The organism is Bradyrhizobium sp. I1.14.4, from assembly GCF_050435825.1.
Taxonomy (GTDB): Bacteria; Pseudomonadota; Alphaproteobacteria; order Rhizobiales; family Xanthobacteraceae; genus Bradyrhizobium.
Genome location: NZ_JBNDLA010000005.1, coordinates 199,915 through 224,295, shown reverse-complemented (window position 1 = coordinate 224,295; position 24,381 = coordinate 199,915). Strand labels below are relative to the sequence as shown.

Here is a 24,381-nt window from a genome sequence, read left to right as displayed (position 1 = left end):
ATATGAAAAAGGCTCTTCTCGCCGTCGGCCTTGGCCTCGCCCTGTCGGGCGCCGCCTTTGCTCAAAATCAACAGAAGATAGCCAAGGAACAGATTGTCGGAGCATGGACCCTTGTATCGGTCATCAGTGAGATGGACGATGGAAAACGGGGAGAGCCTTTCGGTCCAGCGCCAAGGGGCGTGATCATATTCTCGAACGATGGACATTTTTCACTGTTTCAGTCTCGCGACGAGATTCCGAAGATCGCGGCCAATGATCGGGCGAAGGCCACCCCCGAGGAAGCACAAGGGATCGTCGCGTCCAGCATCGCATACTATGGCACTTACTCGATTGACGAGAATACGAAGGTGATGTCGGTCAACCTTGCTGCCAGCACCTACGCGAACGTCGCAGCCATTCCCAATCAAAAGAGAACCATCACCCTCTTGACTTCCGACGAGCTCAAATTCGACAATCCCAGAACACCCAACGGGATGACGCTCCGAACCGCATGGAAACGTGCAGCGGCGCCCTAGAGCACGATGAGATTAGGTTGAATCGTCATCGCGCTCTAGCTTGTTGTCTAAGCATGATCTTTTCGGAAAACCGCTTCGCACTTTTCCGGATCATGCTCTAGAAGAACACCGATTTCCGAGTTCAGGGTATCGCCAACCTAAAGCCGATGCGCTCAGTCTCGACGCCCAGCCTGGCAGCCACGCGGCGCGCGGTTTCCTCCCGCTGCGCCGTGATCGCGTGCACGGCCAGCCGCGCTTGCTGAAGAATCGCAGGCGGCGCGGTCTCCGGCGTGCCACAGTCGAACGGCGGCTCCGGCGCATACACCATATAGAGCTGGATCGCCCGCGCGGCATCGTCGCCGCGCAATTCAGCCGCGAGCCGCAATGCGCCGTCGATGCCTGCCGTGACCCCGGCGGCAAAGACATAGCTTCCGTCCACCACCACGCGCTCGTTCACGGGAATAGCGCCGAAGAATGGCAACAGATGAAACGACGCCCAGTGCGTCGTCGCGCTGCGTCCCTTCAGAAGGCCGGCCGCTCCGCAGATCAGCGCCCCGGTGCAGACCGAAAAGACCCTGCAAGCTCCCGCAGCCTGCTGACGGATCCAGCCGAGAACCTCTGCATCCTCCATCAGAGCTTCCTGACCGAAGCCGCCCGGCACATGAAGCACATCGAGCGGCGGCGCATCGGCCAGCGTCGCGTCAGGCACGAGCCGCAGTCCCCTGATATCGCGCACCTGCTCCATGCTCTTGGCGTAGATGCGGTAGGTCGAATTCGGAATCCGCGACAGCACCTCGAACGGCCCGGTCAAGTCGATTTGATCGACGCCTTCGAACAGCAGCGAACCGATCCGCAAGTGGACATCGTGAGCAATCATCGAACCTCCCTTGAACTTCCCTTGCACTATGGACAAAGCGAATCTAGCGCGGCACGTTTCGGCGATGACGCCAACCAGCCCACATTTCTCGCCAAAAGGCCGCCGCCTGATCGAAGTACTGGCTTACCCGGCGGTGCAGTTGCTCGACGTCACCGGGCCACTGCAGGTGTTCGCGTCGGCCAACGCGCTGACAGCCAAGGCAGGCAACGCCGAGCCATATGACGTCCGCGTCGTTGCCAAGGATGGCCCGACGATCGAGGCATCGGCCGGCGTCGGGCTCGCGGTGCATCCACTGCCCGCCATCGGCACCGCGATCGACACGCTGGTGATCCCGGGCGGCGACGGCGTCAACGCTGCGGCGGCCGATAGCGTTTTGGTTGACTGGGTGCGCGGACGCGCCGGGCATGCACGCCGCACCGCATCGGTCTGCACCGGCGCGTTCCTGCTCGCCGCATCGGGCGTCCTCGATGGCCGCCGCGCGGTCACCCATTGGGGATTTTGCACAGAACTGGCCGAACGTTTTCCCGATATCCGCGTCGAGTCCGATCCGATCTTCGTGCGCGACGGATCGTTCTGGACGTCCGCCGGTGTCACTTCCGGCATCGATCTCGCATTGGCGCTGGTCGAGGAAGATCTTGGCCGCGCAGCGGCGCTTGCCGTCGCCCGCTATCTCGTGGTGTTTTTCAAGCGGCCCGGCGGCCAGGCGCAGTTCAGCGAAGTCCTGTCGCTGCAAACGACTGACGACAGGTTCGGCGCGCTGCATGACTGGATCAGTGGCCATCTGGCCGACGACCTCTCGCTTTCGACGCTGGCGAAACAGGCCGGCATGAGCGAGCGCAGCTTTAGCCGGCATTACGCTGATGCGACCGGGTTGACGCCGGCACGTGCGATCGAACGGTTGCGGGTCGAGGGCGCGCGGCACCTGCTCTCGGAGACGCGATTGCCGATCAAACGGATCTCGCAGCGCTGCGGCTTCGGATCGGAGGAGACGATGCGCCGCAGCTTCCTGCGCGTGCTGTCGACCACACCGCAGGACTATCGCGCCAGGTTTGCGCATTGAAGCGCACGCCGGCTGCACGGCCGATGTGCCGGTGATCGGTGCCCAGGCGAGAACCGGTCAGCCGTTCCAGACATGCGCCTGCAACGCCGCCTCCAGCGGCGGATTGGTCACGCTGCCCGTGTAATTCGTGATGGTCGACGCCGCCACGATGGCAATTACTTCAAGCACGAGGTCCTTGTAGAACCCGGCCGCCAGGAATCGTTCGATCTCCTCATCGCCGAGCCGCCCGCGCTTTTCGATCAGCGACCGCGCCAGCGTCGAGAGTGCGCCGAGTGTTTTGTCGGCGGGCGAGCCGCCGGCACGCATCGCGTCGACATCGGCCGGAGCAAGGCCGGCCTGCAGGCCGAGCGCAGAGTGCAGTGCGACCGCCCAGGTGCAGCCATTGGTCACCGCATCGGTGAGCAGCACGGTCTGGATCTGCTGTTCGGTGAAGCTGCCGCCGTGAACCTTGTCGAAGATGCCGATGAAGCTCTGGATTAGCACCGGTGACGTCGCCATCGTCGCCGCAAGATTGGGGATCATGCCAAACCGCGCCTCGACGTCACGCAGCGCGGGCCTTGAGGCTTCCGGTGCGGAATCGAGCGTATGGACAGGAAAACGTGCCATTGAACTGCCTTTCACTATGGTGATTGAACCCGAGGCCGCCGGACGCAACTGAGCTATTGCGATCGACGCGCCGGCATCAGAGTTCGATGGGAGCTATCTACCGCGCCCTGACGGCAGCGTTCGCCAAACTCCCCACATTCCACGCCATCGGCAGCCGAGCGTGTTGATGCTCAGCTACGTCGTGCAACTCAATCAAACGGCAGCCCGGTCCTTCACCCGCCGCGTCACGATCCCGAGCAGGCGGCCGAGCGTGCCGCCGGCGGGGCCCTTCTTGCGCGCCAGCGCGAGCGGCGCGACCAGGCCTGTGGCGCGGTCGAGGCGGAGATAGGAAACGCCGGCCGTTTCAAGCCGCGCCATCGATTCTGGCACGATCGAGATGCCGAGCCCGGCCGCGACCAGGCTCAGCGTCGACACCATCCGCGTCGCCTCCTGCGCCACCTTCGGGCTGAAGCCCGCCGCGCGGCAGGCGGCGATGATGCTGTCGTAGAGTCCCGGCCCGGTCGGACGGCGGTAGAGGATCAGCGGCTCGTCGGCGAGCGAGGCCAGCGCAATCCGCCGGCGCGTGTCCTTGCGGGCGCGCGGATGATGATCGGGCAACGCCACCAGCATCTCCTCGTCGAGCAGATGCGCGATCGTGAGGTTCTCCAGCCGCTCGCTCGGCGAGCGCACGAATGCGGCATCGAGCCGGTCGGCCTCGACGGCTTCGATCAGCTCGCCGGTCGAGGCCTCCTCGAGCGAAAGCGTGATCGCCGGCGCGCGCTCGCGCATTTCGCGCATCACGCCGGTGACGAAGGGATGGAAGGCGGCCGAAGAGGTGAAGCCGATCGCAAGCTGACCCTCCTGGCCGCGGCTCGCGCGGCGCGCGGCTTCCACGGCGAGCTCGGTATCGCGCAGGATCGCGCGCGCCTTGCCGACGAAGGCCCGGCCGGCGGCGGTCAGCTCGACTCCGCGCGGCTGTCGGCGGAACAGCGGCGCGCCGATCGCAGCTTCCAGCGCGCGGATCTGCTGGCTCAGCGGCGGCTGCTGGATGCCGAGCCGGGCGGCGGCGCGGGTGATGTGGCTCTCCTCGGCGACCGCGACGGCATAGCGGAGATGGCGCAGCTCGATCATCTGATGCATCCATATTCAACGCGTATGACAATTACCTGATCCATATATTTGATATTTGGAGCATCGCAAACTAGGTTCGGATCGAACACGACAAGAACCGGAGCCGATGTGCCGATGGATGCAGCACCCGCCACCCTCACCACCAAGCACGAGGCGCCATATGTCGGCGAGCTGTTCACGGGCTTCTTCATTCTCGGCCTGACCGGCTTCGGCGGCGTGCTGCCACTGGCGCGGCACATGATGGTGGAGAAGCGCGGCTGGCTCTCCAGCGCCGAGTTCACCGATCTGCTTGGGCTCTGCCAGTTCCTGCCCGGCGGCAACATCATCAACATGTCGGTGGCGGTCGGGCTCAAATTTCGCGGCATTCCCGGCGCGTTCGCGGCGATCCTCGGCCTGATCGCGGTGCCGACTGCCGTCGTGATCGGTCTCGGTGTGATCTATGGCCGCTTCGCCGACGACCCGGTCGTCCGTCATCTGTTCGGCGGACTGGCTGCCGCCGCCGCCGGCCTCCTGATCTCCACCGCGATCAAGATCGCCTGGCCGTTGCGGCGCGATGTGCTCGGCCTGTTCATCGGTGCGCTCTGCGTGCTGGCGATCGCGGTGTTCAGATTGCCGCTGCTACTGACCCTGCTGACGCTCGCGCCGCTCAGCATTGTCCTCAGGTCGAGGCAGGCGTCATGAGCGAAACCCTCATCACGCTCGCACTGATCTTCGCCGAACTCTCGCTGCTCGCCTTTGGCGGCGGCAACACCATCCTGCCGGAGATGCAGCGTCAGGTGGTCGACATCCATCACTGGATGACGGCGCAGGAATTCGGCGCGCTGTTCGCGCTGGCGCAGGCCGCACCGGGGCCGAACATGATGGTGGTCCCACTGGTCGGCTGGCATGTCGCCGGCTTCCCGGGCGTGCTGGTGACCTCGCTCGCCAAGTTCGGGCCGTCGTCGCTCGTCACCGGCTTCGCGCTGCGGCTCTGGGAACGCTTCAAGGACCGGCCCTGGCGGCGCACCGTGCAGGCCGGGCTGGTTCCGGTCACCGCCGGCCTCGTCACCGCCAGCGCCATCGTCATCACCCATGCCTCCGCCTTGAGCTGGGGCACCATCCTGATCGCGGCAATGGTCGCAATCGCCACGACCACGACCCGCATCCATCCGCTGCTTGCGCTCGCCGCCGGCGCGGCACTCGGCCTGTCCGGCATCGGCCAACCCTGACGCCAGGCTGTTGCGGCGATGACGCGTCGTTTTCCACGCGGCGCGTGCGCGCTTTCGCCGCAATGGATGCGACGTCACGAGCAACTATGTTGATGTTGCCATGATCGACATGTTGAGCATCGACACCCGTATTGCGCGCCTCGGTTTGCGCGCCGGACGTCTGCACGCAGGCAATTAGCCGGCCGGCGATCGCGCGCCGTCCGGATTCTCAAACGTCATCCAAAATCATTCAGCCCGTCGCGTCGCGAGATGTCCACGCGCCGGCGTTGGCGCGCCTTCGATCAACCGCAAAAGATCATCCGACATGACCCAAAGCATTCAGAGCAGCTTTACCGCCCCTGCGTTGCCGCCGATCATCATCACCACGAGCGAGGCGCATCGCCTCAGCGCGCTGGCCGATTCCAGCATGGCGGTATTTCCTCGCGTCGCCCAGTTCCTCGCGCGCGAGACCGACCGGGCCACGCTCGTCGCCGATGATACCGACCTGCACGACGTCGTCCGCATGGGCTCGCGCGTGCGCTACCGCGACGACGAGAGCGGCGACGTCAGGGAAGTCGTGCTCGTCTATCCGCACGAAGCCGACATCGCGCTGCGGCGCATCTCGGTGCTGACGCCGGTCGGCGCCGCACTGATCGGATTGTCGGTCGGTCAGACCATCGATTTCCAGACGCCGAGCCAACGGACGCGCTCGGTGACGATCCTGGCCGTGACGCATCGGGGCTAGCGGCGCAGCCTATCTCGCTTCGACGCGGGAGCCACCGGCGGACGGGCTCCCTCCCCCCTTGTGGCCCCTTGTGGGGAGGGTTGGGGCGAGGGGTGCCACACGGCACACTCTCTCAACGGAGCGTCGAGAGACTCGCACGCGGACGTTTGCGATAGCGCCGCGGTGTTTCGATCATCTCGCCCGGGGCCACCCCTCTCCCCACCCTCTCCCGCAAGGGGAGAGGGAGCCTGAGAGAGTACTCACCTCACGTGGATCAGTCGCGATACTCGAACGCTCTCCGTGAACGCTCACGCCGCGAGGTGACACTGCTGCCCCATCTCGAGGCCGTGCCTTCGTCCGCGCGCGATGCCCTCGGCGATCGCCTTCACGACGATCTCGGCGTCGTCGGGGGAAAGATGGTCGAGCGGCTGCCAGGCGCGCATGATATCGCGCGCGCGCTCGAGGTCGCCATAGATTGCAAGGAGAGGAAGCGATTTGATCGGCATGTGCGTGGCTCCCAACCGCAGCTGCGTGAGCTTACCCCAGCCGCACAAGGCCGAGCCATGCGTTCGGCAACCGCAATTGCGCTCTTGCCGATCGCCGATGCATGGCGAGGGCGTTCCTGCCCCCGCCATCAGCGCGTTCCGTTACTCGGCGCCCGAACCGCCCTGCACGATCTTCTCGTTCAGCTTCTGATCGACGGTCTCGACCGTGCGGTCGATCTCGGCGCTCGGCGTGCCGAGCTGGTGCGAGATCAGCTTCACCAGCAGGTCGACGCGCTCGATGAACGGCGCGCCGGCGGCGACCGCGCGGGCCGCCGATGACGGCTTGAGCAGGCTTTCCGCCGCCTTGGCGTACTTCGCGAACGGCACCTGATCCGCAGGATCGGCGCCGAGCTTCCGCGCGATGGCGTCGACATGGTCATAGATCGCCTGCGAGCGCTTGAGGTCGCCGTGCACGGCGTCGCGGATCGATTGCGGCTCTGATGGCGTGATGCAGCGATAATTGCCGGTCAGCAGCATCGACCACTTCGCCAGCGGCACGAACAGCGAGTCGAACACCTTCAGCTTCACCGGAACGTCCTGGCCGTCGAGCGTCACCGCGTCGATGTCGGCTTCGAGTTCGCGCAGCACCTTGTTGTGGTTGTCGTCGGCGAAAACCGAGGCCTTGAAGTTGGTCGGCAGGCCGACATGCAGCACGTTGGCCTTCTCTTCCGGCGGACGGAAGGCCTGCGGATCCGGCGAGCACAGGGTCACTAATCCCGGCTCGAAGCGCTCCCACACCTGCGCATTGGTGTAGGCTTCCTCGAGGTCCATGCCGGCGAGCGCGGGGATCCGCTTCAGATACGGCAGCGGCGGCATGTTCATGATCGACAGGCACGGCAGTTTCGCCGCCGCGATCTTGATCATCAGCACCCGAACCGTGTGGTTGGTGTATTGCGGCTCCTGCATCGCTAGCCCAACCATGTCGTAGCGCGACACCTCGACGTCGGCGGGCGTGAGGGCGTTGAGCTTGCCCGGCAGGTCGCGCGAGAAGATCGAGCGGTGCTCCTTCTCGTCGCGCAGCTTGATCCGTACCTCGGTGCCGTCGCGGTTGATCAGGTCCGCCGTGTTTTTGCGGCACACCAGGGTCACGTTGTGACCCGCCATCAGCAGCTTGGTCCCCAGCAGGGAGCCGTAGGAAGCTCCAAGGATCAGAATGTTGCGCGCCATGCTCTCTCCAACAGCCACTGGTGTATGGTATACCAACGTCTATCGCAGATCGACAAGCTACTGCCAAGGGGATTATCTCGGGTGCAGATTTTCGTTGCGCGATCAGGAAGGGCATTCGAGCTTGCAAGTCGCCGCCGACCCGACGGATCGGGCTGAAGAAATCCTCGTCTCAGCTTCCCGGCTGTTTGCTCGCCACTCCTACGCGAACGTGACGATGGAGCAGGTCGCGGCGTCGGTTCGGGCCGTGCCGGGCGCGCTGTACCACTATTTCCGCGACAAGGAAGATCTGATCTTTCACTGCTACCTGCGCGGCCTTGCGATCTATCGGCACGAAATCGAAGCGGCGGCCGAACCCGGTATCGACGGGCTCGAGATCGTCAGGCGCTTTGTGCGCGGCAGGCTTAGGCCCGAAGGCCAGCGCATGATCCTGTTCACCGATATCGATGCACTTGCTGCGCCCTACAGCGACGAAGTCCATGCCAAGCGCTGGCAGAACGCCGCACTGCTTGCGGACATTCTGGATCGGGGCGTGGCCGACGGCTCGATCGCCTGCGACGAACCGCTGCTCACGGCGGTGGCGCTGATCTCCATCCTGGACTGGGTTCCGTTCTGGCTGTCCGAACGCGACTACTACACGCGCCAGCAGGCGATCGATGCGATTGATGACATCATCACGCACGGGGTTTACCGGCGCGAGATCGCGCTTCCCGGCATGCCCGAGTCGCTTAGCCTTGCCCCTTTCCTGGAATCTCGCGCGGCAATGAACAAGCGGGCCGCAAAGTTCGACAGGATGCTTTCGATTGCTTCCGACAGCTTCAACCGCAGGGGGGCATCAGGCACGTCGCTTGAAAGCATCGCTGTGGATGCGGGCATGACCCGCGCCGGCATTTACTATCACTTCAGCGAAAAAGAGAGCCTGTTGCTGGCTTGCCTGCGACGCGGGCTGGCCGGCGAGATCAGCATCCGCGAGCACCTGCAAAACCAGAGCCTCGGCGCATTCGATCACATCGTTCAGCGAATCCGCTTGCTGCTGATGCTGCACGACACGCCCTGCGGCCCAAAGGCGACCTACCACAACATCAATTATCTCAACGACGCCGACCGGAAGGCCTATGTCGGCGAGGTGCTGGCGACGATCCGGCAAGACCAGAACAGCTATCAGCGCTGGATCGACGAGGGCCGCTTCCGCCGCATCGACACGTACTTTGCAGAGCGTATTCTCACCGGAATGGGCCATTGGTATCCGATCTGGTTCAAGACCAGGCGCGACTGGTCACCAGCGCAGATCGCCGATCATTTCGCGCGGCTGTTTCTCTCGGGCCTCAAGCCGCGCCGGCATCCGGCCCACCCGCTTCGCTCTGGCGAGTGAAGCGACCTCCCCTTTTCAAAGGGGAGGTTTAGAGCCGGGCCACAGACGACGCCGGTTCCGAACCGCGAACGAGCGTAAGCCCTCATCCAAAAGTTTACCTGCAATTCAAAACAGCGCCCCGATTTCGATGGCATATAGCCTATAACATCATAATACCACCCGCTAAAACTTGACGCAGTATTCAAAGCGAAAGTTGCGAAGGCTTGGCAATTGGGGTTATGAGACGGCCTAGATTGCTGAAGACCAATCAGAAACATGAGCAAAGGGAGAACGCAGGATGCATAAGCTGATCGTTGCCGCCGCGGCAGCGCTGACGGTGTTGGGAGGCGCGGCGTCCGCGCAGGAAACCATCAAGATCGGCTATATCGATCCGCTCTCCGGCGGTGGCGCCAGCGTCGGCGAAGGCGGCCTGAAGACGTTTCAGTACCTTGCCGACGAACTGAACGCCAAGGGCGGCATCCTCGGCCACAAGGTCGAAATCGTCCCGCTCGACAACAAGACCAATCCTCAGGAAAGCCTGGTGCAGGCGCAGAAGGCGGTCGACGCCGGCATCCACTACATCACCCAGGGCAACGGCTCGTCGGTCGGTGCGGCGCTGGAAGATTTCGTCACCAAGAACAACTCGCGCAACCCCGGCAAGGAAGTGCTGTACTTCAACTACGCCGCGGTCGATCCGAGCATGACCAATGAAAAGTGCAGCTACTGGCACTTCCGCTGGGATGCGAACTCGGACATCAAGATGGCGGCGCTGACCAATTACATGAAGGGCCAGCCCTCCATCAAGAAGGTCTACCTGATCAACATGGACTACTCGTTCGGCCAGTCGGTGCGATCCGAGGCGCGCAAGATGCTGGGCGAAAAGCGGCCGGATATCCAGATCGTCGGCGACGAATTGCACCCGATGCTCAAGGTCACCGACTTCTCGCCCTACATCGCCAAGATCAAGGCGTCCGGCGCCGACACTGTCGTGACCGGCAACTGGGGACAGGACTTCGCGCTGCTGCTGAAGGCCGCGGCCGATGCCGGCCTCAAGGTCAACTGGTACACTTATTATGCCGGCGGCGCCGGTGGACCGACCGCAATCAAGCAGACCGGCCTCGACCACCAGGTGTTCCAGATCAGCGAGGGCATCCCGAACTCCGGCAACAAGGCGGCGATGGATTTCGAGAAGGACTTCCGCGCCAAGACCGGCATTTCCGTGTGGTATCCGCGCGCCGTCAACGAGATGCGGATGTTCAAGGCCGCCGCCGAGAAAGCCAATTCGATCGATCCGGGGAAAGTCGCGGCCGCACTCGAGGGCATGAAGTTCGAGGTGTTCGACGGCGGCGATGGCTTCATGCGCAAGGACGATCACCAGTTCTTCCAGCCGATCATTATCTCCTCGTTCGGAAACTTGGCCGACAAGGCCAAGGAGCCGTTCGACGAAGAGAACACCGGCTGGGGTTGGCACCCCGTCTCCAAGATCGACACCGATCAGACGATGCTTCCGACCACCTGCAACATGAAGCGGCCCTGATCGGCCGCCTGGAAGGCGCCTCCGCGACCACAGGGTTGCGGAGGCGTTCGCCTTCCGGCAGCGTGGTGGTGCCGGAGCTCATTTCACCGACAGGTCTTTGATCACGTGAACCGTTCGTCTCTCAAGCGAGTGCGCCGTGGCTGAGCTCATCGTCATCTCGACGCTCAACGGCGTCCTGTTCGGCATGTTGCTGTTCCTGCTCTCCAGCGGGCTCACCGTCATCTTCAGCATGATGGGCGTGCTCAACTTCGCGCATGCCAGCTTCTACATGCTCGGCGCGTTCTTTGGCTATCAGCTCACGCGCTGGATCGGCTTCTGGCCGGCGCTGGTGATCGCACCGCTGCTGGTCGGCGTGGTCGGCATGGGCGTCGAGCGCTACGGCCTGCGCAACACCCACAAGCATGGCCACGTCGCCGAACTGCTGCTGACCTTCGGTCTCGCCTTCGCGATCGAGGAAATCGTCTCGATGATCTGGGGCAAGAGCCCGGTCGACTATCGGGTCCCGGCGGCGCTCGACTTCCCGGCGTTCACCGTGTTCTCCACCAACTACCCCGCCTACAAGATCTTCATGCTGGTGGTCTCGGTCGCGATCTTCATCGCGCTCCTGGTCACGCTGAAGAGGACGCGGGTCGGCCTCATCGTGCAGGCCGCGCTGACCCATCCGAGCATGGTCGGCCATCTCGGCCACAATGTCGGCCGCGTCTTCATGCTGGTGTTCGGCGTCGGCAGCGCGCTGGCGGGTCTCGCCGGCGTCATCGCCGGTCCCTCGCTGGTGACGCAGTCCGACATGGCCGCGCTGCTTGGCCCGATCCTGTTCGTCGTCATCGTGTTCGGCGGCCTCGGCTCGCTGCCCGGCGCCTTCATCGCGTCGCTCTTGATCGGGTTGATCCAGACTTTTGCGGTCGCGCTTAATGGTTCGCTGGCCAGCGTGTTCGGCCCGCTCGATCCGAGCCTCGGCGCCTCGCCCCTCACCGACATCTGGAACGTCACGATTGCGCAGATCGCACCGATCCTGCCCTATGTGCTGCTGGTGCTGGTCCTGATCTTCCGCCCCATGGGCCTGTTGGGGACGCGCGAGTCATGACGAACGCTCCCAAGCCCGCGTCCGCCACGGCCAAGCAGGAATCCGGCGGCGCCCTGAGCTTCTATGGCATCTGGCTGCTCGCAGCCGTCGCGCTGGTCGTGCTGCCGCTGGTCTTTTCGGCGGGCGGTTCGCTGACCTCGTTCAGCCTGATCGGCATCGCGATCATCTTCGCGCTGTCCTACAACATCCTGCTCGGCCAGACCGGGCTGTTGTCGTTCGGGCATGCGGTACAGTACGGCCTCGGCGGCTTCCTGGCGGTCCACGCCATGAATGCGGTCGCGACCCACAACTGGCCGATCCCGCTGCCGGCGATCCCGCTGATGGGCGGCATCGGCGGCATGGCGTTCGCGTTGCTGGTCGGCTGGGTGATGACCAAGCGCGCCGGCACCGTGTTTGCGATGATCTCGCTCGGCATCGGCGAACTGGTCGCCTCGTCGTCGCTGATCCTGCGCAGCGTGTTCGGCGGCGAATCCGGCATCACCACCGACCGCACGGCGCTGGCGCCGATGTTCGGCTGGACCTTCGGGCCGCAGATCCAGGTCTACTATCTGATCGCGTTCTGGGTAATGGTTTCCGCGATCGCGATGTACGCGCTGACCCGCACGCCGCTCGGGCGCATCTGCAACGCGGTGCGCGACAATCCGGAACGCGTCGAGTTCATCGGCTACGATCCGCATGTGGTGCGCTATCTCGCCTACATGTTCGCCGGCTTCTTCGCCGGCATCGCCGGCGGCCTCGCCGCAATCAATTTCGAGATCGCCAATTCCGCCTATCTCGGCGCGACGCAGTCGGGCCTGGTGCTGTTTTCCGCGTTCATCGGCGGCACCGCCTATTTCTTCGGTCCGATCCTCGGCGCTATCCTGGTGACCTATCTGCAGCTCGGGCTGACCAGCGTCACCTCGGTCTGGCAGCTCTATTTCGGCATTATCTTCATCGCCATCGTGATGTTCGCGCCGGGCGGCATCGCCGGCATTTTGATGAAGCACCGTCCGCTGATCCGCGCCGGCACCGTTGGCACCGTGATCCCGTCCTATCTGGTCGCGACGATCCCGACGCTCGCGCTTGCGCTCGGCATCATCCTGACCATCGAGACGGTCGCGCGCTTCTCCGGCGGCGACGTCATCAATCTGCTCGGCATTCCCTTCGTCGCGACGGCGCCGACAACCTGGGCGGCAGCCGCGGTTCTGGTGATCGGCGGCTTCCTGGTCGCACGCATCACCTGGCGGCGCGTTGCGGAAGCCTGGGATCGCGCTGCGACGGTGGCCCGTGATCGGGGGTATCTCGCATGACCGCGGCCATCCAAGTCAACGCCGTCGAGAAGCGCTTCGGCAATGTCGGCATCATCCGCGACCTCAATCTGAGCGTCGCCAAAGGCGAGCGTCACGCCATCATCGGCCCGAACGGCGCCGGCAAGTCGACGACGTTCAACCTGATCAGCGGCCACATCAAGCCGACCTCGGGCGAGATCCGCCTCAACGGTGAGGTGACCTCGGGCCTGCGGCCATTCGAGATCAACCGGCGCGGGCTGTCGCGCTCGTTCCAGGTCACCAACGTGTTCGCCCGCATGACGGTGTGGGAGAACGTCCGCTGCGCCGTGCTGTGGGCGACCGGCCACCGTTACGCGTTCTGGAAGAACGTCGACAATCTCCCCGAGGTGAAGCAGCGCACCGCGCAAATCCTCGACGACATCCATCTCAGCCATCGCCGCGACGTACCGGCGGGCCTGCTGACCTACGCCGAACAGCGTGAGCTCGAGATCGGCATCACGATCGCCGGCGGCGCCAGCGTCATCATGCTGGACGAGCCGACCGCGGGCATGAGTCACGCCGAGACCGAGCGCGCCGTCGCGCTGATCCGCCGCCTCACCGAAGGGCGCACGCTCGTCATCGTCGAGCACGACATGAGCGTGGTGTTCGGGCTTGCCGACCGCATCTCGGTGCTGGTCTACGGCCACATCATCGCCTCAGGCACCCCGGAGGAAATCCGCGGCAACCCGAAGGTCAAGGAAGCCTATCTCGGCGAGGAGGTCGACTGATGCTCGAAGTCAGGAATCTCCACGCCTATTACGGCAAGAGCCACATCCTGCAGGGCGTCGACCTCGACATCGCGGCCGGCGAGGTCGTGAGCCTGCTCGGCCGCAACGGCGTCGGCCGCTCCACCACCGTCAAGGCGATCATGGGCGAGGTGCCGCCGCAGGGCACGATCCGCTTCAAGGGCCAGGACATCGCCGGCCTGCCGAGCCACAAGATCGCCCGCCTCGGCCTCGGCTATGTGCCGGAGCATCGCGACATCTTCCCGGGACTGACGGTTCGCCAGAACCTGATCCTCGGCATCAAGGACCCGCGCCGCCCCGGCAAGTGGCGGCTGCAGGAAATGCTCGACATGTTCCCCAACCTCGCCGCGCGCGCCGACACGCCGGCGGGCGTGCTGTCGGGCGGCGAGAAGCAGATGCTGACCACCTGCCGCACGCTGCTCGGCGACCCCGAACTGATGATGATCGACGAGCCGACCGAAGGTCTGGCGCCGCTGATCGTGCAGCAGGTCGGCGAATTGATCGCCCGGATCGCGAAAGCCGGCGTCGCCATCCTGCTGGTCGAGCAGAAGCTGTCGATCGCGATGAAGATCTCGAACCGGGTCTACATCATGGGCCACGGCCGCGTCGTGTTCGAAGGCACCCCCGACCAGCTAAAGTCCAACGCCGCCGTCCGCGAGGAATGGCTCGAGGTGTGAGGCGGGACGGGCGGACCAGGCGTGGCCTCAACAATCCGCGGACGTCGGCTGCTAGGGCTACGCAGAGGGCGCTTTCCCGATCAGAGCCGCGCGGCTCTGCTCGATCCCTTTCGCCCGAACCGAACGCCGCGCGGCGAATCCCCGAAGCGGGCCCGGAACAAGCGGTTGAAGTGGGAAACATCCGAGAAGCCAACCTCTAGCGCGATATCGGAGATTCGCTGATGGCTGGCGTGAGCCCGGGTCAGCAGCTGGAACGCCCGTTCAAGACGCAGCCCATTCACTCGCTCGGTGAACGACGACCCCGATGATGCCATCAGGCGCTGCAGATAGCGAGGCGAAATGCGCTGGCAATGCGCGACCGTTTGAACGCTGAGCCCGGGCTCCTCAAAGTGCGTGGCCATGTAGTCGAGCGCTGCATCATGCCGCGCAGCCACGACGGCACTCGCGCTGCTCTCGCCCAACGCTGGGCACTCGTCGATTGCAAACGCGACGAGATCATGGATGTGGGCCACGACCGCATCACGAAGCTTGGGGGCAGTTAGCGCTCTCGTCTTGAATACCGACTTCAGATATGCCGTGAACAGCCGGAATGCTTCCGTCTGGTGCCAGATCCGCCGCATGACCAGGCCTTCCACATTCGTCACGCGCTGCGCGAGCGCCTCGCGCGGAACGGCCAGACCGAATTGTAATCCTTCGGCATAGGTAACGCTGACGGGCTCGGAATGCAGAATGGCGATTGCATCGCCGGCGCGAAGCTCAACGTCCTCCCCGCGCTGCGACAGCCGGCTTTTGCCGGACGAGCAGAAGATTATGCCGATGGAGTCATCCCCGTCGGCGAGGTTCGCCTGCAAACGCCTGAAACGCATGGACGTGCCTTTCAGCGTGAGCGTACGCAAACCCTGAACCACGTGCAGGCACGCATCGGCCTGGAACGGAACGTCCGATAGAGGCTCGATATCGGCGTGCACGATGCACCGTCCGAAGTGCTCGCGCCATAGAGGAACCCGGATACGCTCCGGATGATCGCGCGTCGAAAATCGATACGATGCGAAATTGGCTGCGTCCGTAGCCATGGGGACCTCCAGCCTTCACAAACATCAGAACGAAATGCTGCGGCACACCACCGTCAGTCTCTGCATTTTGCAGATCACGCACCGACCTTCGCCCGATCCGTGCGCATGAGTCCAAGAAGCCATGCCACCGGTCTGCTAGTCTCACTTGCCTGTGATTGATGCAATGTGAACTGGTTCACGTGGTGGTCAGCATATTACGAATATGATGACAGCGAAAGTCGCGACCATATTTCTCCCTTAAGAGGAGGCCGGTCGTAATGGCACTATTTGTAATTGCTGCCATCAGATTCAGTTCGAACATTCAGATTCAGTTCGAACATTCCTGGCAGGATGCAGGTGCAAATCAGCATCACGCGCTGTTCGCGGTTGGTCCTGGCTAAGGCGCCGCGCGCAGGCCATTCTGTAAAATGATTGAAATCGATGTTGGTTGCCCTAGCCAAATGGCTACCGGAATTCGTTGGACTGCCGGCGGCGCTCTTTATTGGCCGTTGGTTGAAATGGTCGAAATCTGTCACGTGGGAAGTCAGCCTAGTGATCAAGAAGGCGTTCGATCATGTCCACCATATTCGACATGCTTTATCATGAATACTGTCGTGCCCGCCTCGCCGAAATGCGGAAGCAGCTATTGATACCTGTCATCGGCGAAATCTTGCTGGCGCCTCCGGAAGACAGCGATCCCCCCGGCCCCCGTGATTGCGGCTGGCCGACGAAAACGTCGCCAACCGCCGGATAGCCGGAATACACAATCCTGTAGATTGCGCGGAGGCTAGTCCGGCACGTGCGCTTCGGAGCATCCGAGCGCTGACGGACCATTGCCCGAAGAGGTCGCGCGCACGCCAGACAGATCAACAGATGCATGATCGAACGCACATCTCGAAGCGAATGATTGGCGAAATTCCGCCGGAGTTCAGATCGACTGGCCGCGACCCGCGCATCGATGCCTGTCGCGGGATCGCGTTATGGTGGATCTTTCTCGATCATATCCCAAATAATGTCGGAAGCTGGCTGACGCTGCGAAACTACGGCTTCTGCGATGCCGCCGAAATATTCATGTTCATCTCGGGCGTCACCTGCGCGCTGGCTTACGGCAGAGCATGTCAGCGCGAGGGCTGGACAGGCATGATCGGCCGTTCGCTGCGGCGCGGGTGGGACATCTATGCCGCCTTCCTTCTGCTTACGCTCGCTTGCGCCATCCTCGTCTACCTCGCAGGCAGCGATCGTCTTGCCGATGAGAGCAATACGCGTATTCTATTCGAACTTCCGGGCGCGACGCTTGCGCACGCCGCGGTCCTGCAATACCGACCGGTCAATACCGATGTCTTGCCGGTTTTTGTGATCTGTCACGTCTTGTTCGCACCACTGTTGTGGCTGCTGCTGCGAGCGCCAAACGCGACACTTGGCCTTTCGTTGTTGCTCTACACACTCGTGCACATCTTCCGATGGAGAGTTCCTGCCTGGCCCGACGGCGCCTGGTTCTTCAATCCACTGGCCTGGCAGCTTCTTATCGTGCTGGGCGCATGGTGCGTCATCGAGGGGCAAAAGATCCCAAAATGGGTGACTTCGCGCTCTGCCCTTGTGCTTTCCGTTCTCTATCTGGCGTTTAGCCTGGTCCTTGCACTCGGCCAGGACATCAAGCCGCTGGTCCCGCAGACTTTGACGGATCTGCTACTTCCGTTGGACAAATCCAATCTGAGCCCGTTGCGGCTGCTGCATTTCCTGGCTCTCGCGATCGTGGCGTCGCAGCTCGTTCCCCAAGACTGGCGGGGACTATCGACACCGATACTGCTCAGCGCGAGGCGTTGTGGCGAGAATTCGCTACCGATCTTTTGTCTCGGCGTGCTCCTGGCGCTCGTCAGCCGGTTCGATCTGTTCGACATGTCGAACCGGCTTTCGGTTCAAATCGCGCTCAGTCTTGCGGGCATCTTGATGATGATCGCCGCCGCGACGCTCCTGAACGCCCTCAGCGCCAAGCGTGAACGACAGCCCCCGGCGAACGCAGCCGATCGAGAAATCCCCTCGGCCGGTACGAACTGGAAAGTTCGGTTGGCACACGCAGGCCCGCTGTTGGTCCGCCTCGGAACTCGCGCAACGGCCGCGTTCGCGCCACCGTCGTGAGCTAAGCGGACGTTACGCCTCCAAGCGTACCCAACCTATCCCGGCCAGATCAACGCCACGACGTCGCCCGCGCGCAGCGTCTGGCCGGGCTTGACCGGCACGGACGCGATGCGGCCCGCAGCGGGCGCTTGCACAGATATCTCCATCTTCATGGATTCGATGATGGCGAGCGTGTCGCCGGCTGCGACCTCGCTGCCCTCATCGACCAGGATCTTCCAGATGTTGCCGGGGACTTCGGAGAACGCTCCGATCTGACCGTCAGGAATACCAGTCGTCGCGGCGCCCATCTCGACTGATTCAGCCGGCGCCTCGTCGAGCTTCATCTCGCGCCAGCGCTGGCGCTCGGCATCGAAGGCGGCCTGCTGCGTCGCCTTGAACGCCGCGATCGACGGCCGCGCCTCGGCCAATGTCTTGGCATAGTCGGCGTAGGAGAATTCGCCCTGCTCGATTTTGATGTCGTACTGCCCGTGCGGGAATGCGGCGCGTGCGTCCAGGAGCTCGTCGGCATCGACCGGGAAGAAGCGGATCTTGTCGAAGAACCGCAGCAACCAGGGATGACCAGGCTCGAACACCCGTGTCGTGCGCCAGCTGTTCCAGACCTGGATGGTGCGGCCGAACAGCTGGTAGCCGCCCGGCCCTTCCATGCCGTAGATGCACATATAGGCGCCGCCGATCCCGACCGCGTTCTCGGGCGTCCAGGTCCGCGCCGGGTTGTACTTCGTGGTCACCAGGCGGTGCCGCGGGTCGAGCGGCGTCGCCACCGGCGCGCCGAGATAGACGTCGCCGAGGCCGAGCACGAAATAATCTGCGTCGAACACGATGCGGCGGACATCATCCTCGCCGGCGAGCCCGTTGATGCGCCGGATGAACTCGACATTCGACGGACACCACGGCGCATCCGCGCGCACCAGCTCCTGATACTTGCGCATCGCAAGCTCGGCCTCCGGATCCCGCCACGACAGCGGCAGATGCACGGTGCGGCTCGGCACCCGCATCGCATCGACCGGCGGCAAGTCGCGCTCGATCCGCCTGAGCACGTCGAGCAGCTTCTGACGCGACAGCGCCGTGCCGTCATAATGGATCTGCAGCGAGCGGATGCCGGGCGTGAGATCGATCAGGCCGCCGAGCTTCGCTTCCTCGAGTGCCTGCGCCAGCACATGCACGCGCAACCGCAGCGCGATGTCGAGTTCCATCGGGCCATATTCGACCAGCAGGTTGTCGTCGCCGGCGCGGCGGTATACCACCGGGATCGGGCCATCATCATTGCTACCGACGATGGCCGCGCCGAGATCGGGCGCGCGCAGAACCGTGGGCCCTGCGACCGGATCGTCGCGCCTGACAGCCACGAAGCGAACCGTGTCGCCGGGCCGGAGCTGACCGATCTTCCAGAGTTCGTCGCCCGCGACGACCGCCGGGCAAACGAAGCCGCCGAGGCTCGGTCCGTCGGGGCCGAGAATGATCGGCATGTCGCCGGTGAAGTCGATCGAGCCGACCGCGTAGGCGTTGTCATGAATGTTCGACGGATGCAGCCCGGCCTCGCCGCCGTCGGTGCGGGCCCAGCGCGGCTTCGGACCGACCAGCCGCACGCCGGTGCGGGCGCTGTTGAAGTGTACTTCGTAGCTCGCCGCGAACAGCGTCTCGATGTCCTCGTCGAGGAAGAAGTCGGGCGCGCCGTGCGGGCCGTAGATCACGCCGATCTGCCACGCCGAGGTCAGCGGTCGCCACTCGCTTTCCTCGGCGCGCCGCGGCGCTGCAAGACCTGATCGCTCGGCACCGATATGCAGCACGTCGCCCGCCTTCAGCGAACCCGTCGCATGGCCGCCGAAGGCGCCGAGCGCAAACACGGCGCGCGACCCGAGAATCTCCGGCACGTCGATCCCGCCGCGCACGGCGAGATACGCGCGCTGGCCCGGCCCCTTGATGCTGCCGATGGTGAGCGTCTGGCCCGCGTGCACCGCGACCGGCTCGTCATACGCAACATCCGCGCCGTCGAGCGACGCCTTCATCTGCGCGCCTGAGAGCGCCACGATCGCATCGGTGTTGAAGCGCAACGTCGGCCCGTTGACCGTCAGCTCCAGCGCGGTCGTCGTCTCCGGATTTCCGACCACGCGGTTGGCGAGGCGAAACGACCGCTCGTCCATCGGGCCGCTCGGCGGCACGCCGACATGCCAGAGGTGCAGGCGGCCCGGCAATTCCTGCACGCCGCTCTGCGCGCCCGGCGCGACGACATCGATGGTGCGGGGGCGATAGGCGAACTCGCCGAGCACGCTGGTCGCGACCTGACCGCTGCGGAACACGTCCGACGCCGCGATCGCGCGCAGATAGTCGAGATTGGTCTCGATGCCGGCGACGATCGTATCATCCAGTGCCTGCCTCAGCCGCGCGATCGCGGCCTCCCGCGTGTCGGCCGACACGATGATCTTGGCCAGCATCGGATCGTAGAACGGCGACACCTCGGTGCCGGTCTCGATCCATCCATCGATCCGCGCATCCGGTGAGAACGTGACCTGCGTCAGCCGCCCTGCGCTCGGACGAAAGCCGGCGCCGGGGTTTTCGGCATAGAGCCGGACCTCGATCGCCGCGCCCTTTGGCGTGAGCGCGCCAGCCTTGCCCAGCACGTCCTCACCAGCGGCCTGGCGGATCATCCATTCGACGAGATCGACGCCGGTGACCTGCTCGGTGACGGGATGCTCGACCTGGAGCCGGGTGTTGACCTCGAGAAAGTAGAAATCCTCGCGTTCGACGTCGTAGATGAACTCCACCGTGCCTGCGGATTCGTAAGCGACCGCCCTGCCAAGCGATACCGCGGCCGCGTGCAGCCGCTGGCGGATCCCGGCGGAGAGCCCCGGCGCGGGGGTCTCCTCGAAGACTTTCTGGTTGCGCCGCTGCAGCGAGCAATCCCGCTCACCGAGCGCGACCACGTCGCCCATCCCGTTGCCGAAGATCTGCACCTCAATGTGGCGGGCACGGGCGACGAACCGCTCGAGATAGACCCGGGCGTCGCCGAAACTCGCCCGTGCCGTGCGCTGCACGGATTCAAAACGCTCGCGCAGTGTCGCCACGTCGTGACAGAGCTGCATGCCGATGCCGCCGCCGCCGGCCGTGCTCTTCAGCATTACCGGAAAGCCGATCACGTCCGCCTGCTGCACCGCCTCGTCGATGGTCTCCAGCAGGCCGGAGCCCGACAACAGCGGCACGCCGCTGGTCTCGGCGATCTGACGTGCCTTGTGCTTGAGGCCGAAGGCATCGAGATGCTCCGGCCGCGGCCCGATGAATTTGATGCCGTGCTCGGCGAGCCGCTCGGCAAAGCGGCGGTTCTCCGACAGGAAGCCGTAGCCGGGATGTACCGCCTGCGCGCCTGTCGCGAGACACGCCGCCATGATCGCATCGACGTTGAGATAGCTCTCGGCGGCCGGCGCAGGGCCGATGCGCAGCGCCTCGTCGGCCTCGAGCACCGGCCGCGTGAAGCGGTCGGCGTCGGAATAGACCGCGACCGAGCGGACGCCCATACGGTGCAATGTTCTGCCGATCCGCCCGGCGATCTCGCCGCGGTTGGCAATCAGGACCTTGCTGAACATGCCTCACGCCTCCGGCTCGAAGATCGTCGCATCGAAGATCGTGACTTGCACCGGCGTCGGGAAGAAGCCGTTGCAGGGATTGTTGATCTGCGGACAGTTCGAGATCAGGCAGAGCACATCCATCTCGGCGATCAGCTCGATGGTGTCACCCGGCTTGGAGACGCCGTCCACCACGGTGAAATTGCCCGCGGGATCGATCGGCACGTTCATGAAGAAATTCAGGTTCGGCACGATGTCGCGCTTTGATAAGCCGTGTTTCGCAGCTTCCAGCACGAAGTTCTCGCGGCAAGCATGCTGATATCGGGTCTGATGTCCGAACCGAACTGTGTTGCTCTCGCAGGAGCAAGCACCCGCCGAGGTGTCGTGCAGGCCGCAACTGTCGGCCACCACGCGCAGCATCACGCTGCCTTCGTTGGACATGATCTGTGTGCCGAGCCCGACATAGGCCGAGCCCTGCGCGCGCAGCGTATCCTGGCCGCTGTAGCGCTCCCCGAAGTCGTCGGCACGATAGAACAGCGTATCGACCGCCTGTTGGCCATGGGTATCTGTGATCCGCAGCGTCTGCCCCTTGCGGATGATCGCCGACCACGGTTTGCGCGCGGGAATTTCGACATCGAGAACGATGCGGCCGCGGGTCTGAACGGATTGCTTGGTCATCGCGCGGCTCCTTCCAGCGCTTCGCCGAAATAGAGCGTGTTGTTCTCATAGGCACGGATCGCCTCGGCCGTCGCGGTACGGCACAAATCGTCTGCCGCGGGCTTGGCTGAGCGGTAGCGCACGATCTCCACGCCCGTCTGCGGATAGGTTTTGGCGGGATCAAGCGGATGCGGACAGTTCGACAGCGCGACCAGGAGGTCCATCTCCGCGCGCAGATCGACGAAGTCGCCCTTCTGCCTGCGTTGTTCCGACCAGACGAACTTGCCGTCCGCGTCGATCGCGACCGGTGCAAAGAAGCTGACGCAGGGATGGACGTCGCGGCGATCGAGTCCGAGCTTCGCCGCGGCCAGAATGAAATTGTCGCGCGTGTTGCGGAAATTGCCTTCGCCGTATTTCGCCTGGTTGGTCGCAGCGGTCGAGCCGCCGACCACGGCATCATGCGCGGCGCCGGTGTCCTCGATGATGCCGAGCAGCGCGCGCCCCATGTCCGACAGCAGCACGCGCCCCTTCTGCAGCCTCGCCGCCCACTGCACCTTGATGGTGTCGGCGTGGTTGAGCCGTTCGGTGGGATCGGCCGCGTTCCAGGCCAGCAGGCTGACGGCGGACGTCCCCGCCGTGTTGACGATGCGCAGCGCGTCGCCACGGTTCAGCCGCGTCGTCCAGTACCAGCCAGCCGGAATTATCTCGCGATGGATGATCGCATCGGCATCGATCGGTGCGGCGTCGCGCAAAGTCGGCGCCGGCAGCGCACGCGGCGCGTGCTCCTGCCCCGTCGCCTTCAGCTCGGCATAGCGTCGCGCATGGACGGCGACTTCGGCCTTCTCTTCCTCAGTGAGGATCATGGTTGCTCCTTCAAGACGAGAGCGCCGGGCCGTCCCGGCTGATGCTCCTTGCCTGACCGGGTCGTCCCGGCCGGAGCTGGTTGAACTGATGACCGCAGCTCGGCGCTGCGGCGCGGGAAGATCTCGAGATCACGCGACACCGTGGCGCCGTAGCGGTCGCGCTCCTCGGGCCGGTTGCGCTGCCGTTCCAGCGCGATCACGCGTGTCGCGAGCCCGAAGGCTTCGCTGAGGTCGTGCGTCACCATCACGACCGTCAGATGGGTCTCGTTCCAGAGCCGCTTCATCAACAGATGGATGTCGGCGCGGATTCCCGGATCGAGCGCACCGAACGGTTCGTCGAGCAGCAGGATCTTTGGGCCGCGCATGATCGCCTGGGCGAGCGCAAGACGCTGCTGCATGCCGCCCGACAGCGCGGACGGATATTTGCTCTCCTGGCCGGCGAGCCCGACCTCGGCGAGCAGCTCCATGGCATCGTCGGCAGCGGCGCGCCGCGCGGCGCCGAACAGCCGGCCGGTGAATGTGGCATCCCGCAATTCACGGCCGAGCATGACATTCTGCAGCACGGTGAGATGCGGAAACACCGAGTAGCGCTGAAACACCACGCCGCGGTCGGCGTCCGGCTCGCCAGGCAACGGCTTGCCGTCGACCAGTATCTGGCCACGCGTCGGCTGCTCCTCGCCGAGCAGCATCCGCAGCAGCGTGGTCTTGCCGCAACCGGACGGTCCGACCAGCGCAATGAAGGCGCGCGGCTCGACCTCCATCGTGATGCGCTCGAGCACGATGTGATCGTCATATTCCTTCCACACGTCGTCGAAGCGGATCGCGCTCATTCCGCCCTCACCGAGGCAAACCACGGAAACAGCCTGCGCTGCGTGACGCGCAGGCCGACATCGATCAGGAACGCCAGCAACGTGATCCAGGCGACGTAAGGAATGATGACGTCCATCGCGAGATAGCGGCGGACCAGGAATATCCGGTAGCCGAGCCCGGAATCGGATGCGATCGCCTCGGCCGCGATCAGGAACAACCACGCCGGCCCGAGCTGCAGGCGCAGCACGTCGATCAGCCGCGGCAAGGTTTGCGGCATCGCGACGCGCAGCGCGATCTGCCAGGTCGAGGCGCCGAGCGTCTGCGCCTTGATGATCTGCTCGCGCGGCAACTCCTGCACCTTCATGGCGAGGTCGCGGATCATGCAGGGCAGCGTCCCGATCACGATCAGCGCGACCTTCGCGTTCTCCCCTAACCCCATCACGATGAACAGGATAGGTAACAGCGCCAGCGGCGGCACCATCGAGGTGACCGACACGAACGGCCCGAGCAGGGCATTGGCGCCCGGCAACAGCCCGATCACGATGCCGAGCACGAGCGCCGCCACCGTCGAGATCGCCAGCGCCGACCCCAGCCGCCCCAGGCTGGCGACGGTGTCTGACAGCATCAGATGGCTTCCGGTGCGTGGATCAACCTCGAACGCCATCTGCTTGACTGCCTGCACCATGTTCGGCAGCGCCGGCAGCAGCTTGTCGTTCGGGTTTTGCGCGAGCCGCGCGCTGGAGCCGGCGAAATAAGCGATCGCGACCAATACGAACGGCAGCGCGAGCAGATAGAATCGCGTCTGCCGTCCCGGCCGTATGTTCACAAGTCGCATCG

At 64.3% G+C, this 24,381-nt stretch carries 25 protein-coding genes; 13 read left to right on the top strand and 12 right to left on the bottom strand.

Annotated elements, in window-relative coordinates; all coding sequences use genetic code 11:
- The first annotated feature begins 2 nt into the window (after positions 1-2).
- Complete coding sequence (locus tag ABIB78_RS13230; protein ID WP_429024909.1) at positions 3-515, top strand: lipocalin-like domain-containing protein; 513 nt, start codon at positions 3-5, stop codon at positions 513-515.
- Between the two features lie 121 nt (positions 516-636).
- Here the strand turns inward: ABIB78_RS13230 and ABIB78_RS13225 are convergent, their stop codons facing one another.
- Positions 637-1,371, bottom strand: a complete 735-nt coding sequence (locus tag ABIB78_RS13225) for a DJ-1/PfpI family protein (RefSeq protein ID WP_429024907.1) — start codon at positions 1,369-1,371, stop codon at positions 637-639.
- 64 nt (positions 1,372-1,435) lie between these two features.
- Here ABIB78_RS13225 and ABIB78_RS13220 point away from each other — a divergent pair, with 64 nt between their 5' ends.
- A complete protein-coding gene (locus ABIB78_RS13220) occupies positions 1,436-2,431 on the top strand; it encodes a GlxA family transcriptional regulator (protein ID WP_429024904.1) in 996 nt (331 codons plus the stop codon).
- A 57-nt stretch (positions 2,432-2,488) separates the two neighbouring features.
- Here ABIB78_RS13220 and ABIB78_RS13215 read toward each other — a convergent pair whose 3' ends face one another.
- Positions 2,489-3,037, bottom strand: a complete 549-nt coding sequence (locus ABIB78_RS13215) for a carboxymuconolactone decarboxylase family protein (protein ID WP_429024902.1) — start codon at positions 3,035-3,037, stop codon at positions 2,489-2,491.
- 192 nt (positions 3,038-3,229) lie between these two features.
- On the bottom strand, positions 3,230-4,144 hold the full coding sequence (locus tag ABIB78_RS13210; RefSeq protein WP_429025348.1) for a LysR family transcriptional regulator: 915 nt from the start codon (positions 4,142-4,144) through the stop codon (positions 3,230-3,232).
- Between the two features lie 117 nt (positions 4,145-4,261).
- Here ABIB78_RS13210 and ABIB78_RS13205 point away from each other — a divergent pair, with 117 nt between their 5' ends.
- The 3 genes from ABIB78_RS13205 to rnk all read left to right on the top strand — a co-directional run bounded on the left by ABIB78_RS13205 (position 4,262) and on the right by rnk (position 6,079).
- Entirely contained in the window at positions 4,262-4,828 is a 567-nt protein-coding gene (locus tag ABIB78_RS13205) for a chromate transporter (protein WP_429024899.1), read from the top strand.
- Entirely contained in the window at positions 4,825-5,355 is a 531-nt protein-coding gene (locus ABIB78_RS13200) for a chromate transporter (protein WP_429024897.1), read from the top strand. Before ABIB78_RS13205 ends, ABIB78_RS13200 begins: the two co-directional genes overlap by 4 nt.
- A gap of 343 nt (positions 5,356-5,698) precedes the next feature.
- Entirely contained in the window at positions 5,699-6,079 is a 381-nt protein-coding gene (gene rnk, locus ABIB78_RS13195; protein WP_429025345.1) for a nucleoside diphosphate kinase regulator, read from the top strand.
- Between the two features lie 287 nt (positions 6,080-6,366).
- Here the strand turns inward: rnk and ABIB78_RS13190 are convergent, their stop codons facing one another.
- Together ABIB78_RS13190 and ABIB78_RS13185 are read right to left on the bottom strand one after the other, a co-directional pair.
- On the bottom strand, positions 6,367-6,564 hold the full coding sequence (locus ABIB78_RS13190; RefSeq protein WP_429024894.1) for a hypothetical protein: 198 nt from the start codon (positions 6,562-6,564) through the stop codon (positions 6,367-6,369).
- Between the two features lie 141 nt (positions 6,565-6,705).
- The gene (locus tag ABIB78_RS13185; RefSeq protein ID WP_429024891.1) at positions 6,706-7,770 is read right to left on the bottom strand and encodes a ketopantoate reductase family protein; all 1,065 of its coding nucleotides are present in this window, start codon (positions 7,768-7,770) and stop codon (positions 6,706-6,708) included.
- A 94-nt stretch (positions 7,771-7,864) separates the two neighbouring features.
- Between ABIB78_RS13185 and ABIB78_RS13180 the strand changes: the two genes are divergently transcribed.
- The 6 genes from ABIB78_RS13180 (at position 7,865) to ABIB78_RS13155 (ending at position 14,469) form a co-directional block, all read left to right on the top strand.
- Positions 7,865-9,139 carry a TetR/AcrR family transcriptional regulator gene (locus tag ABIB78_RS13180; protein WP_429024889.1) on the top strand — a complete coding sequence of 425 codons (1,275 nt, stop codon included), beginning with the start codon at positions 7,865-7,867 and terminating at the stop codon, positions 9,137-9,139.
- A 277-nt stretch (positions 9,140-9,416) separates the two neighbouring features.
- Entirely contained in the window at positions 9,417-10,655 is a 1,239-nt protein-coding gene (locus ABIB78_RS13175) for a branched-chain amino acid ABC transporter substrate-binding protein (protein ID WP_429024887.1), read from the top strand.
- 136 nt (positions 10,656-10,791) lie between these two features.
- On the top strand, positions 10,792-11,739 hold the full coding sequence (locus ABIB78_RS13170) for a branched-chain amino acid ABC transporter permease (protein WP_429024886.1): 948 nt from the start codon (positions 10,792-10,794) through the stop codon (positions 11,737-11,739).
- Positions 11,736-13,028: a branched-chain amino acid ABC transporter permease gene (locus tag ABIB78_RS13165; protein WP_429024884.1), complete on the top strand. Its 1,293-nt coding sequence runs from the start codon at positions 11,736-11,738 to the stop codon at positions 13,026-13,028. The genes ABIB78_RS13170 and ABIB78_RS13165 overlap by 4 nt, the downstream gene beginning before the upstream one ends.
- Positions 13,025-13,774, top strand: coding sequence for an ABC transporter ATP-binding protein (locus ABIB78_RS13160; RefSeq protein WP_429024883.1), 750 nt, complete (start codon positions 13,025-13,027; stop codon positions 13,772-13,774). Before ABIB78_RS13165 ends, ABIB78_RS13160 begins: the two co-directional genes overlap by 4 nt.
- Complete coding sequence (locus tag ABIB78_RS13155) at positions 13,774-14,469, top strand: ABC transporter ATP-binding protein (RefSeq protein ID WP_016847028.1); 696 nt, start codon at positions 13,774-13,776, stop codon at positions 14,467-14,469. Before ABIB78_RS13160 ends, ABIB78_RS13155 begins: the two co-directional genes overlap by 1 nt.
- An 80-nt stretch (positions 14,470-14,549) precedes the next feature.
- Here ABIB78_RS13155 and ABIB78_RS13150 read toward each other — a convergent pair whose 3' ends face one another.
- Both ABIB78_RS13150 and ABIB78_RS13145 read right to left on the bottom strand, forming a co-directional pair.
- Positions 14,550-15,542: a helix-turn-helix domain-containing protein gene (locus ABIB78_RS13150; protein WP_429024881.1), complete on the bottom strand. Its 993-nt coding sequence runs from the start codon at positions 15,540-15,542 to the stop codon at positions 14,550-14,552.
- 263 nt (positions 15,543-15,805) lie between these two features.
- Positions 15,806-16,057, bottom strand: a complete 252-nt coding sequence (locus ABIB78_RS13145; RefSeq protein WP_429024878.1) for a hypothetical protein — start codon at positions 16,055-16,057, stop codon at positions 15,806-15,808.
- Positions 16,058-16,095: 38 nt separating this feature from the next.
- Here ABIB78_RS13145 and ABIB78_RS13140 point away from each other — a divergent pair, with 38 nt between their 5' ends.
- Positions 16,096-16,275 (top strand): hypothetical protein, encoded by a 180-nt coding sequence (locus ABIB78_RS13140; protein ID WP_429024876.1) that lies wholly within the window; start codon positions 16,096-16,098, stop codon positions 16,273-16,275.
- A gap of 119 nt (positions 16,276-16,394) precedes the next feature.
- Positions 16,395-17,657 (top strand): OpgC family protein, encoded by a 1,263-nt coding sequence (locus ABIB78_RS13135; RefSeq protein ID WP_429024874.1) that lies wholly within the window; start codon positions 16,395-16,397, stop codon positions 17,655-17,657.
- Between the two features lie 35 nt (positions 17,658-17,692).
- On the opposite strand, the gene uca is transcribed toward ABIB78_RS13135, so the two are convergent.
- The 5 genes from uca to ABIB78_RS13110 are packed head-to-tail and all read right to left on the bottom strand — an operon-like array spanning position 17,693 to position 24,379.
- Entirely contained in the window at positions 17,693-21,235 is a 3,543-nt protein-coding gene (uca, locus tag ABIB78_RS13130; protein ID WP_429024872.1) for an urea carboxylase, read from the bottom strand.
- 3 nt (positions 21,236-21,238) lie between these two features.
- Complete coding sequence (locus ABIB78_RS13125) at positions 21,239-21,892, bottom strand: urea amidolyase associated protein UAAP2 (RefSeq protein WP_429024871.1); 654 nt, start codon at positions 21,890-21,892, stop codon at positions 21,239-21,241.
- Entirely contained in the window at positions 21,889-22,734 is an 846-nt protein-coding gene (locus ABIB78_RS13120; RefSeq protein ID WP_429024869.1) for an urea amidolyase associated protein UAAP1, read from the bottom strand. The genes ABIB78_RS13125 and ABIB78_RS13120 overlap by 4 nt, the downstream gene beginning before the upstream one ends.
- Complete coding sequence (locus ABIB78_RS13115; protein ID WP_429024867.1) at positions 22,731-23,564, bottom strand: ABC transporter ATP-binding protein; 834 nt, start codon at positions 23,562-23,564, stop codon at positions 22,731-22,733. Before ABIB78_RS13115 ends, ABIB78_RS13120 begins: the two co-directional genes overlap by 4 nt.
- Positions 23,561-24,379 (bottom strand): ABC transporter permease, encoded by an 819-nt coding sequence (locus ABIB78_RS13110; protein ID WP_429024865.1) that lies wholly within the window; start codon positions 24,377-24,379, stop codon positions 23,561-23,563. Before ABIB78_RS13110 ends, ABIB78_RS13115 begins: the two co-directional genes overlap by 4 nt.
- Between the last annotated feature and the right edge of the window lie 2 nt (positions 24,380-24,381).

Bases quoted from the DNA above. Each gene is read 5' to 3' on its own strand.
- ABIB78_RS13230 (WP_429024909.1), top strand. From the start codon at position 3: ATGAAAAAGGCTCTTCTCGCCGTCGGCCTTGGCCTCGCCCTGTCGGGC.
- ABIB78_RS13225 (WP_429024907.1), bottom strand. From the start codon at position 1,371: ATGATTGCTCACGATGTCCACTTGCGGATCGGTTCGCTGCTGTTCGAA.
- ABIB78_RS13220 (WP_429024904.1), top strand. From the start codon at position 1,436: ATGACGCCAACCAGCCCACATTTCTCGCCAAAAGGCCGCCGCCTGATC.
- ABIB78_RS13215 (WP_429024902.1), bottom strand. From the start codon at position 3,037: ATGGCACGTTTTCCTGTCCATACGCTCGATTCCGCACCGGAAGCCTCA.
- ABIB78_RS13205 (WP_429024899.1), top strand. From the start codon at position 4,262: ATGGATGCAGCACCCGCCACCCTCACCACCAAGCACGAGGCGCCATAT.
- ABIB78_RS13200 (WP_429024897.1), top strand. From the start codon at position 4,825: ATGAGCGAAACCCTCATCACGCTCGCACTGATCTTCGCCGAACTCTCG.
- ABIB78_RS13190 (WP_429024894.1), bottom strand. From the start codon at position 6,564: ATGCCGATCAAATCGCTTCCTCTCCTTGCAATCTATGGCGACCTCGAG.
- ABIB78_RS13185 (WP_429024891.1), bottom strand. From the start codon at position 7,770: ATGGCGCGCAACATTCTGATCCTTGGAGCTTCCTACGGCTCCCTGCTG.
- ABIB78_RS13175 (WP_429024887.1), top strand. From the start codon at position 9,417: ATGCATAAGCTGATCGTTGCCGCCGCGGCAGCGCTGACGGTGTTGGGA.
- ABIB78_RS13165 (WP_429024884.1), top strand. From the start codon at position 11,736: ATGACGAACGCTCCCAAGCCCGCGTCCGCCACGGCCAAGCAGGAATCC.
- ABIB78_RS13160 (WP_429024883.1), top strand. From the start codon at position 13,025: ATGACCGCGGCCATCCAAGTCAACGCCGTCGAGAAGCGCTTCGGCAAT.
- ABIB78_RS13155 (WP_016847028.1), top strand. From the start codon at position 13,774: ATGCTCGAAGTCAGGAATCTCCACGCCTATTACGGCAAGAGCCACATC.
- ABIB78_RS13150 (WP_429024881.1), bottom strand. From the start codon at position 15,542: ATGGCTACGGACGCAGCCAATTTCGCATCGTATCGATTTTCGACGCGC.
- ABIB78_RS13140 (WP_429024876.1), top strand. From the start codon at position 16,096: ATGTCCACCATATTCGACATGCTTTATCATGAATACTGTCGTGCCCGC.
- ABIB78_RS13135 (WP_429024874.1), top strand. From the start codon at position 16,395: ATGCATGATCGAACGCACATCTCGAAGCGAATGATTGGCGAAATTCCG.
- uca (WP_429024872.1), bottom strand. From the start codon at position 21,235: ATGTTCAGCAAGGTCCTGATTGCCAACCGCGGCGAGATCGCCGGGCGG.
- ABIB78_RS13125 (WP_429024871.1), bottom strand. From the start codon at position 21,892: ATGACCAAGCAATCCGTTCAGACCCGCGGCCGCATCGTTCTCGATGTC.
- ABIB78_RS13120 (WP_429024869.1), bottom strand. From the start codon at position 22,734: ATGATCCTCACTGAGGAAGAGAAGGCCGAAGTCGCCGTCCATGCGCGA.
- ABIB78_RS13115 (WP_429024867.1), bottom strand. From the start codon at position 23,564: ATGAGCGCGATCCGCTTCGACGACGTGTGGAAGGAATATGACGATCAC.
- ABIB78_RS13110 (WP_429024865.1), bottom strand. From the start codon at position 24,379: ATGCGACTTGTGAACATACGGCCGGGACGGCAGACGCGATTCTATCTG.